This is a genomic window from Rhodococcus sp. ENV425, assembly GCF_002887785.1.
GTDB lineage: Bacteria > Actinomycetota > Actinomycetes > Mycobacteriales > Mycobacteriaceae > Rhodococcus > Rhodococcus aetherivorans.
On sequence record NZ_PCZU01000186.1, the window covers coordinates 3,222 to 13,032 of the forward strand.

Sequence of the window (9,811 nt, forward strand, 5' to 3'; positions counted from 1 at the left end):
CGCGGGGGTTGAGCAGGCACGAGACGTGCTTGTTGACGAAGGCGTGGTCGAGGCAGGCCTGATTGCAGGCGATGCAGGTGTTGATCTCGTCGGCGGCACCGGCGGTGGCCTTGCGGACCCACTCCGGGTCGGCCAGCATCGGCCGGGCCATCGAGATGAGCTGTGTGTCGCCGCGGGCCAGGATCTCCTCGGCGGTCTCGGGCATGTTGATCCGGTTGGACGCGGCGACGGGGATTGCGACGTGCTTCGCCAGTTCGGCCGTGACGTCCGCGAACGCGGCGCGCGGGACGGACGTGACGATGGTGGGCACCCGCGACTCGTGCCAGCCGATGTCGGTGTTGATCAGCGTTGCGCCCGCCCGCTCGACCTCCTGAGCGAGGGCGACGATCTCGTCCCAGCGCTGGCCGCCTTCGACGAGGTCGGCCATGGACAGCCGGAAGCAGATCGCGAAGTCCGGGCCGACGGCCTCGCGGGTGCGGCGGACGATCTCGACGGGCAGCCGGCGACGGTTCTCGGGGCTGCCGCCCCACTCGTCGGTGCGCCGGTTGGTGCGCTCGGCGAGGAACTGGTTGATGAAGTAGCCCTCGCCGCCCATGATCTCGACGCCGTCGTAGCCGGCCCGCTGGGCGAGGCGGGCGCAGCGGACGTAGGCGCGGATCTGCCGGCGCACGCCCCAGGAGGTGAGCCTGCGCGGCCGGAACGGGTTGATCGGCGCCTTGATCGACGAGGCGGACACGCTCAGCGGCCAGTAGCTGTAGCGCCCGGCGTGCAGGATCTGCAGCAGGATGCGACCGCCCTCGGCGTGGACGGCATCGGTGATCGTCCGGTGCCGCCGGGCCTCGAGCCGGTTGGTGAGCTTGGCGCCGAACGGCAGCAGCCACCCGGTCCGGTTGGGTGCGTAGCCGCCGGTGACGATGAGGCCGACCCCGCCGCGGGCACGCTCGGCGAAGTACGCGGCGAGGCGGCCGGTGTTCTTGGCGCGGTCCTCGAGTCCGGTGTGCATCGAGCCCATGACGACGCGGTTGGGCACCGGGAACGGTCCGAGGTCGAGCGGTGAGAGCAGGTGGGGGTAGGGGTTCGTCACGAGTGGTCCTCGGTGGTGAGGGCGTCGAGCACTTCCTGGCACCAGTCGGCGAAGCCCTGTTCGACGCGGATGCCGCCGCGCAGGACGAGGTACTGGTGCAGTGAGGGCCCGGTGAGCCGGTGGGGTGCGGGGAAGTCGCGTTTCTCGATGGTGCGGTACACCTCGAGGCGGGCGGCGTGGGCGTCGCGGTGGCGGGTGAGCTCCGCGAGGAGGGCGGGCAGGGTGCCGGGCCCGGCGGCGCGGATCTTCACGGCCAGGTCGCTGCGCAGCTGCTCGGGGTCGGAGGGGTGGGCGATCCAACGGTCCAGCTCGGTGCGTCCGGCGGCGCTGACGCGGTAGACCTTCTTGTCGGGCCGGCCGTCCTGCGGCACGGTGCGGCCGGTGACCCAGCCGTGGTCCTCCATACGCCGCAGCACGCGGTAGATCTGCTGGTGCGTCGCGCTGTGGAAGAAGCCGATCGACTTGTCGAACCGGCGGGCCAGTTCGTAGCCGGAGCCGGACCGCTCGTCGAGTGCGGCGAGCAGCGCGTGTTCCAGGGCCATGTCGAGAGTATGCACCGAGGTGCATATGCAATCAAGTGCACAGCTGGGGGGACGGTCGCGAACCTCTCGGTCAGCCGCGAACGCGGAGTGCGGTCGCGGCTGACCGGAAATCGCGCGGATCACCGGAGGCCGGTTCTCGGCGCGACGATCTCCTAGGCTGCGGGCATGAGCGCGCACACGGACGCCGCCGGGATCGGGGAGGCCACCTCGCGACGGCAGGTCTTCGCCTGGGGAATGTGGGACTTCGGGTCGTCGGCCTACCACGCGGTGGTGCTGACCTTCGTCTTCTCCGTGTATCTCACCGACGCCGTCGGCGACGACCTGCCGGGGTCGATGTCGGCGAGCACGTGGCTCGGGTGGGCGCTGGGCATATCGGGGTTCTTCATCGCGGTCACCGCCCCCGTCTCGGGCCAGCGCTACGACGCGGCCGGCCGGCGCAAGCGGTCCCTGGCGGTGCTGTCCTACGCCGGTGTCGCGCTGATGGCGGCGATGGTCTTCGTGCGCGACGACTACCACTACCTGTGGCTCGGCCTCGTGCTGCTGGGTGTGTCGTCGGTCGTCGTCGAACTCGCGCAGGTGCCCTACAACGCGATGCTGCGTCAGGTCTCCACCGAGGAGAACATGGGCCGGGTCTCCGGTTTGGGTTGGGCCATGGGCTATTTCGGTGGGCTGCTGTTGTTGCTGCTGGGGTACTTCGGGTTCATCGCCGGCGACGGCGACACCCGCGGCTTCCTCGGCGTGAGCACCGAGGGCGGCCTCAACATCCGCCTGGTCGTGGTGGCCGCGGCGGTGTGGTTCGCGGTCTTCGCCGTCCCGGTGCTGCTGGCGGTGCCGGAGGTTCCGCCCACCGGTGCCGATCCCGGCGCGGAGCGGGCCGGGATCGTGCAGTCCTACCGGGTGCTGCTGCGCGACCTGCGCGAGCTGTGGGCGATGGATCGGCGCACCGTCGGCTACCTCGGCGCCTCGGCGCTGTTCCGCGACGGCCTGGCCGGGGTGTTCACGTTCGGTGCGGTGCTCGCGGTGAACGTGTACGGCATCGATGCCGCCGACGTGCTGCTGTTCGGCGTGGCCGCGAACGTGGTGTCGGCCCTCGGTGCGCTGGCCGCGGGGCGCTTCGACGACCGGGTCGGCCCCAAGGCGGTGATCGTCGCCTCGCTCGCCGCGATGATGGCCGTGGGGGTCGTGCTGCTCGTGGTGTCGGGGCCGCTGATGTTCTGGATCTTCGGTCTGCTGCTGTGCCTGTTCGTCGGGCCCGCGCAGTCGTCGGCCCGCACCTTCCTCGCGCGCATCACCCCGGCCGGGCGGGAGGGGCAGATGTTCGGGCTCTACGCGACGTCGGGCCGCGCCGTGTCGTTCCTGGCCCCGACCCTGTTCGGGCTCTTCGCCTGGACGTTCGACGCGGACCGGGCCGGGATCGCCGGCCTGCTCGTCGTGCTCGGCGCGGGGCTGGCGGCGCTGCTCGCGGTGCGGGCCCCGGAGGGTCAGTCCTTGAAGTAGACGAGCTGGTGGGTCGTGGCGAGCAGCGTGCCGTCGCGGCCCCACAGCTGGGCGGCCTGATCGAAGTAGCCCTGCGAGAAGCGGTGGGTGCGTGCGGTGCCCAGGACGAAGTCGTCGCCCTGGGCCTCGAGCTGCCCGGCGTCGGCGTGGAAGTACACCGTCAGGGACACGGTCCCGGCCGGCATGTACCGGCCGCGGCGCAGGAACACCCTCGGGTAGAACACGTCGCACAGCGCCGTCAGCGCCGGGAAGTCGAGCGGGCGGGCCGGGGTGTCGCGCACCCACAGCGTCGTGGTGGAGTCGGGGTGCTCGCCGGCGTCCTGCTGGGGCACCGCGCCTTCGACGAACCGCATCTCGTAGTTGCGGGCCCACGCGATGAAGTCCGGGAAGGTCCGGGTGGGAACCGCATCCGCCGACGGGACCGCCGGCATGTCGAGCTCGGTGTCCGACCAGGTGTCGCGGCGGGTGCCGAACACCGCGGTGGCGGTGGTGGTGACCACACCGTCCTGCGTCAGCTCCAGCAGCCAGTGCTGGTTGGTGCGGTTGGTGCGGACCGCCCGCACGGTGATGTCGAACTCGCCGTCGGCGACCGGGCCGGCGTAGTTGACGGTGAGGGAAATGGGATCGCCGAGCCGGTCCGGGTGCTGCTGGACGGCCCGCAGCAGGGCGGCGGCGGTGACGCCGCCGAACGGACCGACCATGTTCGTGTACTCCGGGCTGGTCCGCCCCCGCGCGTGACCGTCCTCCGCGGGCTCGAGCGCCACGGCGGCGTCGAAGGGGTGGGGCGGGGCGGCGATCTCGGTCACGACGACTCCTCGGGAAGAACGGGTCCGTTCCGGCACGGTCCGGACCTAAGTATGACAACATACATAGAAACCGACGGCAAGAGCGGAGCGCGGACATGGCGAGGCGAAGCGACCCGACCACCGGCCCTCGCGCCGCGATGATCCGCAGCGCGATCCGGCTCATCCGCGAGCGGGGCGTCGCGGCGACCTCGTTCGCCGACGTGCTCGCCCACAGCGGCGCGCCGCGCGGGTCGGTCTACCACCATTTCCCGGGCGGAAAGGCGCAGCTCGTCGAGGAGGCCACCCGCAGTGCCGCGGACCACCTGGGTGACGGGATGGCACGGGTGCTGGACTCCTCGGACACCCCCGGCGCACTGCAGGCTCTCGCCGACCTGTGGCGTCGCGGTCTCGAGGCCGGCGACTACGCGGTCGGCTGCCCGATCGTCGCGGCGGCCCTGGGCACCGAGCGCGGCGCCCGCGATGTCGCCGGGGAGGCGTTCGAGCACTGGTGTGGCCTGCTCACCGGCACGCTCGTCGCGGACGGGGTGGGCCCGGAACGCGCCCGGTCGTTGGCGGTGCTCATCGTCGGCGCGCTCGAGGGTGCGCTGGTGCTCGCCCAGGCGCAGCGCAGCTCGGCGCCGCTCGACGCGGTGGTCGACGAGCTCTCGGCCCTGTGCCGATCGGCGATCGACCCCGCGGCTAGTCCGCGATCGTGACCAGGACCTGTTCGGCTGCGTTGCGGTGGCCGTCGGCGTTGGGGTGCAGCGGGGCGGCCGGCTGGGACGGGAACAGGCCTTCGGTCCAGCGCTGCGCGGAGGGCTGGCACGCGTCGTGCCCGACGGTGGACTCGCGCAGGTCGACGTAGTCGACGCCCGCGGCGTCGGCCTGCTGTTCCATCGCCGTGTTGAGCCGGTCGATCTTCGCCTGCAGGTACGTCGCGTCGTCCGGCAGGATCGGCTGATCGGGATAGCATCCGCCGTCCCGGATCCCGGTCGGGTAGCCGACGAGCAGGATGCGCGCGTCCGGGGCGCGGTTGCGGATCTCCCGCACGATCACGCCGTAGGTGGGGGCGAAGTCGTCGATCGCGCGGTCCACGAGGTCGAGGCCGTCGCGGACGTTCGCGGTCGCGCACAGGGGTCCGGCCGGTGCCGCGGCCCTGCCGGACGAGCGGTCGAGCGCGAGACACGATCCGGCCAGGGCGACCAGGCCGATGTCGTTGCCGCCGATCCCGACGGTGACCAGCTCGGTTTCGGGGGTGAGTGCATCGTATTGCGGGGGGACGGTGGCGCCCGACGAAACCACTTGGGGCCCTGTCAGGTTCGCTGTCGTCGCGGAACTGCACGACGCGTCGCGGAAGTTGTCGATGCCCAGCGTCTCGGCCACCGCATGGGGGTAGTTGCTCCCCGAGCGCGCGCACGCCGAGTCGATCTGGGGCGGGATCATCGGGCCCGCCGTGAACGAGTCACCCAGGGCCACATAGGAGCTGTAGGCGGGGCTGGGCTCGGGCTCGGAATCGGCGGGCGACCCGGGATCGGTGCAGGCCGCGGCGGCGAGCACGGTGAGGGAGGCGGCCGCGGCCGCGCCGAGCCGGCGACGCATACGGCGGTGGCAGGCTGCGGTGGTCACGGCCCCTCCTGTGGTCATGCTCTTACGGCCGGTCGCCGATGCGGGCGAGGATCGCCTTCGCCAGCGCGTCCGGTGCCTCCTCCGGCACCCAGTGGCTGACGTCGTCGAGGACGACGAATTCGTAAGGCGCGTCGACGAACTCGCCGCAGCGCTCCGCGCCCACCCGGCCGAGGGCCGAATCCTCGGTGCTCCACACGTAGGTGGTGGGCACCCGCACCGGTGCCAGCTCGGAGAGCTCCCGGGTCATCGCGCGGTACCAGTTGAGCGCGGCGGTCAGGGCGCCGGGCTCGGACAGCACGCGCACGTATTCGTCGATCGACTCGGGGCTCACCCGGTCGCCGTACATCGCGCGCAGGCGACGGGCGTCGTCCTCGAGCAGGACGTGCTCGGCCTTTCCCTCCTGCCGGAGCAGCTTGATGTAGGCGGCGCGGGCCTGCTGATCGGCGTCCTCGCGCAGGGCCCAGCCGTAGGCCGCGAGGTGTGGCACGGACACCGCGGTCAGGGTGCTGATGCGGTCGGGGTGCCGCGCCGCGACCTGCCAGGCCACGGCGGCGCCCCAGTCGTGCCCCACCAGGTGGGCCTGCCCGAGGCCGGTCGCGTCGAGCAGCCCGATCACGTCACCGACCAGCAGGTCGATGGTGTATGCCGACACGCCGTCCGGGCGGGCGCCGGGGGAGTACCCCCGTTGGTCCGGCATCAGCACTCGCAGACCTGCCTCCGCGAGCTGCGGCGCCACGGCCTCCCAGCTGCGGGCGGTCTCCGGGAATCCGTGCAGCAGCACGACGGGCGTGCCGTCGGCGGGACCGGTGACGTGAACGTCGAAGGTGAGGTCTCCGAGGGTGACGTGAGTGGTCTCGAACATGGCGCCCACCGTACGGGTTGCCGTTAGCGGTGGGAAGGTTTCCACGCGCCCATGCCGAGAACGATGAGACGCATCTGCTTTTCGGCGCGGGCGAGGACCTCGGCCTCCGCCGGCCCGCCGGGCCGGTCCACGTCGAGCAGTTCGAGCACCACCTCGAGCATGGCAGTCACCAGCAGGTCGGCCGCCATCTCCAGGTCGTCGACGTCCCAGTCCGCCATTCCGGGCATGCGGGAGAGATCGACGGAGAGTTCGCCCGTGATCAGCCGCAACTCGACGGTGACGGTGCGCGCGACGGCCGGCTGGCCGCCGTAGCGCTCCCGGGCCAGGAATCGGAACGCCTGTTCGTGGGCGCGGACCTGCCGCACCAGGGCCTCGAGCGACGCCCGCGCCGAGGACGGGCCGCGCGTGCGCCGGGCCTCGCGCAGCAGCGTGCGGAGCATGCGCATGGTGTCGGCGGCGAGGGCGACGCCGAGTTCCTCCATCGAGCCGAAGTGGCGGTAGAACGCCGTGGGCACGATCCCGGCTCGGCGGGCCACCTCGCGCAGGCTCACCGTCGCGAAGCTGCGATCGGCGGAGAGTTCGAGCGCCGCGTCGAGCAGGGCCTGGCGGGTGCGCTCCTTGCGCGCAGCTCGCGTCGCGGGTTCGGGAACGGGGGCTGCGGACACGGCTCCGAGTCTAGGCAGTGCGACGCGGCGGCGGTCGGGGACCGTGGTGACGGCCGCCACAACATCGTTGACAGCCCACCGGGCGACCCTGGCACACTGAACTCAGTGCACATTTGTGCACTGACTTTGGATTCTCGCTCGAGAGGAGCGACGCCATGACCCTGCTTCACCGCGCCCGACGCGGGCCGGGGCCGTCGATCGGACGCAAAGCCCTGATCAAGGCGCTGCATGTACTCTCCGCGCCGCACCACCCGGATCGGTACCTCGAACTGGCCGATCCGCTCCTGGCCGTGCAGCACACGCGCGCCCGGATCACGAACGTTGACCGAAATGTCCCGGGTGCGGTGACGCTCGAGCTGCGCCCGGGCCGGCCCCTGGAGTTCCGGGCCGGTCAGCACCTGCAACTCGGCGTGGTGGTGGACGGTGTGCGGCACAGCCGCAGCTACTCGCCGGTGAGTTCCCAGCATCGAGCCGACGGGCGCATCCAGCTCACGGTCGGGGTGCGACCGGACGGCGTCGTCTCGCGGCACCTGCACGAGCACGCCACCGCGGGCGACGTGGTCGACCTCGCGGCGGCCGCCGGCGAGTTCTGTCTCCCGGCGGAGCGGCCGGAGCGGCTGGTGCTCGTCAGCGGCGGCAGCGGCATCACTCCGGTGCTGTCGATGCTGCGCACCCTCGCCGACGAGGGCCACTCCGGAACCGTCGCGTTCCTGCACTACGCGCCCACCGCCGCGCACGTGCCGCACCGCGACGCGATCGAGTCCCTGGCCGGCGCCCACGCCGGCGTCGACGTGGCCTTCGCCTACACCCGGGCGGACGACGGTGCGTTGCGTGGCCGCTTCGACCGGAGTCATCTCGAGCGGGTCGCCCCGTGGTTCGCCGGCGCACCCGCCTACGTCTGCGGCCCGGCCGGGCTCGTCGACAGCGTGCGGGAGGTCTACGGCGACGCCGGCGCCGCGCACCTGCTGCGCACCGAGCAGTTCACCCCGCCCGTCGTCGTCCGCGACGACGACGCGAGCGGCACCGTCACCTTCGCCGCGTCCGGGGTCCGCGCCGAGAACAGCGGCGTCACCGCCCTCGAACAGGCCGAGGCGGCCGGGCTCACCCCGCAGCACGGCTGCCGCATGGGAATCTGCCACTCCTGCACCGTGACCCGGCTGTCCGGCGGCACCCGCGACGTGCGCACCGGCGAGATCGACGACGAGCCCGGCGCCGAGGTGCAGATCTGCGTGAACGTCCCCGTCGGCGACGCGGCCTTCGACCTCTGACCCACTCGAAACAATTGGAGGACAACATGTTCGGTTTGTCCATCCCCCTGTCCCTTCCGCTGCCGGCGTTCCTGTCCGGCCGTCGCGATCCCGACCCGTCGCCGGTCGTGCTGCGCCGCGAGCAGGTCGAGGAGATCGGCCGCGAACTCGACGCCCTGCGCGAGCGCACCGTCGCCTCGCTCGGCGCGGCCGACCGCGAGTACATCTACCGCATCGTCGGGGCGCAGCGGCGCTTCGAGATCGCCGGTCGTGCCCTGTTGTTCGTGGGCTTTCTGCCGCCGGCATGGGTGGCGGGCGTGGCCGCGCTGAGCGTGTCGAAGATCCTCGACAACATGGAGATCGGCCACAATGTGATGCACGGCCAGTACGACTGGATGCGCGAGCCGGAACTGAACTCCCGCAACTTCGAGTGGGACACCGTATGTCCCGCCGACCAGTGGCGGCACTCGCACAACTACCTGCACCACACCTACACCAACATCCTCGGGATGGATCGCGACGTCGGCTACGGCATCCTGCGGATGGATCCGGCGCAGCGCTGGCACCCCTACTACCTCGGCAATCCCGTCTACGCGACGGGGCTGATGCTGCTGTTCGAGTGGGGTGTGATGCTGCACGACGCCGAGGTCGAGAACGTCGTCGCCGGCAAACGCAGCTGGCGCGACGTGATCCCGCTCGCCCGGGGGTGGTGGCGTAAGGCGCGCGGGCAGGTGGTCAAGGACTACGTCGCGTTCCCGCTGCTGTCCGGGCCGATGTTCGTGCCGACGCTGCTCGGCAACGCGGCCGCCAACCTGGTCCGCAACGTGTGGGCGTTCTCCATCATCTTCTGCGGGCACTTCCCGTCCGGGGTGCAGTCGTTCACCGAGGAGGAGACCGCGCACGAGACCCGCGGCGAGTGGTACGTGCGTCAGCTGCTCGGCAGCGCGAACATCACCGGCACGCCGCTGTTCCACATCATGTCGGGCAATCTCTCGCACCAGATCGAGCACCACCTGTTCCCGGATCTTCCGGCGCACCGGTACCCGCAGCTGGCGCCGGAGGTGCGGGAACTGTGCGAACGCTACGGGCTGCCCTACAACACCGGGGGCCTGCTCGCCCAGGTGGGCTCGGTGTGGCGCAAGATCGTGAAGCTGGCCCTGCCGCCGAGCTGGGTCTCCGAGGAGCCCACGACGTCGGTGCTCATCGAGCGCGGCGTGCCGGTCGCGGGTACCCTCGCCCACGACAGCGCCTGAAGGGGGCACCGCCATGGTGGGTAGGTTCGAACGCAACAAGGACACGCTCCAGGAACTGACCGAGTCCGCGGCGACGCACGTCGGCAACATCGCCGGCATCATCACCGGCGCGGTCCGCGAGGTCACCCGGGAGGTCGGGGACTGGATCAGCGACGGCATCGAGATGCGGGAGGCCGCCCGCAAGGCGAGCGCCGACGACGAGCGCGTCGCAGAGCCGCCGTCCGAGCCGTCCGGCGGGTAGGCGAAGAAC

11 protein-coding genes are annotated in these 9,811 nt (G+C 71.6%); 5 read left to right on the top strand and 6 right to left on the bottom strand.

From position 1 onward, the window contains the following. Both CQZ88_RS31140 and CQZ88_RS15355 read right to left on the bottom strand, forming a co-directional pair. Positions 1 to 1,084: 2,4-dienoyl-CoA reductase FMN-binding domain-containing protein (locus tag CQZ88_RS31140; RefSeq protein WP_258008618.1), on the bottom strand; the 1,084-nt coding region annotated here is incomplete at its 3' end. Beyond that, complete coding sequence (locus CQZ88_RS15355) at positions 1,081 to 1,626, bottom strand: PadR family transcriptional regulator (protein WP_050035029.1); 546 nt, start codon at positions 1,624 to 1,626, stop codon at positions 1,081 to 1,083. The genes CQZ88_RS31140 and CQZ88_RS15355, both read right to left, overlap by 4 nt. Before the next feature lie 165 nt (positions 1,627 to 1,791). On the opposite strand from CQZ88_RS15355, the gene CQZ88_RS15360 reads away from it, so the two are divergent. Then, positions 1,792 to 3,123, top strand: a complete 1,332-nt coding sequence (locus CQZ88_RS15360) for an MFS transporter (RefSeq protein ID WP_065922687.1) — start codon at positions 1,792 to 1,794, stop codon at positions 3,121 to 3,123. Here the strand turns inward: CQZ88_RS15360 and CQZ88_RS15365 are convergent. Then, the gene (locus CQZ88_RS15365) at positions 3,108 to 3,929 is read right to left on the bottom strand and encodes an acyl-CoA thioesterase II (protein WP_006939009.1); all 822 of its coding nucleotides are present in this window, start codon (positions 3,927 to 3,929) and stop codon (positions 3,108 to 3,110) included. The two genes, CQZ88_RS15360 and CQZ88_RS15365, sit on opposite strands and share 16 nt — an antisense overlap. A 95-nt stretch (positions 3,930 to 4,024) precedes the next feature. Here CQZ88_RS15365 and CQZ88_RS15370 point away from each other — a divergent pair, with 95 nt between their 5' ends. Then, positions 4,025 to 4,624: a TetR/AcrR family transcriptional regulator gene (locus tag CQZ88_RS15370; protein ID WP_006939010.1), complete on the top strand. Its 600-nt coding sequence runs from the start codon at positions 4,025 to 4,027 to the stop codon at positions 4,622 to 4,624. Here the strand turns inward: CQZ88_RS15370 and CQZ88_RS15375 are convergent. The 3 genes from CQZ88_RS15375 to CQZ88_RS15385 are packed head-to-tail and all read right to left on the bottom strand — an operon-like array spanning position 4,608 to position 7,121. Then, on the bottom strand, positions 4,608 to 5,552 hold the full coding sequence (locus tag CQZ88_RS15375; RefSeq protein WP_044476092.1) for an SGNH/GDSL hydrolase family protein: 945 nt from the start codon (positions 5,550 to 5,552) through the stop codon (positions 4,608 to 4,610). The two genes, CQZ88_RS15370 and CQZ88_RS15375, sit on opposite strands and share 17 nt — an antisense overlap. Before the next feature lie 4 nt (positions 5,553 to 5,556). Next, positions 5,557 to 6,396 (bottom strand): alpha/beta fold hydrolase, encoded by an 840-nt coding sequence (locus tag CQZ88_RS15380; RefSeq protein WP_006939012.1) that lies wholly within the window; start codon positions 6,394 to 6,396, stop codon positions 5,557 to 5,559. Positions 6,397 to 6,419: 23 nt separating this feature from the next. Next, on the bottom strand, positions 6,420 to 7,121 hold the full coding sequence (locus CQZ88_RS15385) for a TetR family transcriptional regulator (protein ID WP_029543027.1): 702 nt from the start codon (positions 7,119 to 7,121) through the stop codon (positions 6,420 to 6,422). A 95-nt stretch (positions 7,122 to 7,216) separates the two neighbouring features. Between CQZ88_RS15385 and CQZ88_RS15390 the strand changes: the two genes are divergently transcribed. The 3 genes from CQZ88_RS15390 to CQZ88_RS15400 are packed head-to-tail and all read left to right on the top strand — an operon-like array spanning position 7,217 to position 9,802. Next, positions 7,217 to 8,329, top strand: coding sequence for a ferredoxin reductase (locus tag CQZ88_RS15390; RefSeq protein WP_029543029.1), 1,113 nt, complete (start codon positions 7,217 to 7,219; stop codon positions 8,327 to 8,329). A gap of 26 nt (positions 8,330 to 8,355) precedes the next feature. Next, entirely contained in the window at positions 8,356 to 9,561 is a 1,206-nt protein-coding gene (locus CQZ88_RS15395; protein WP_044476094.1) for an acyl-CoA desaturase, read from the top strand. Between the two features lie 13 nt (positions 9,562 to 9,574). Further along, positions 9,575 to 9,802, top strand: coding sequence for a hypothetical protein (locus tag CQZ88_RS15400; RefSeq protein ID WP_006939021.1), 228 nt, complete (start codon positions 9,575 to 9,577; stop codon positions 9,800 to 9,802). Positions 9,803 to 9,811: the final 9 nt, after the last annotated feature.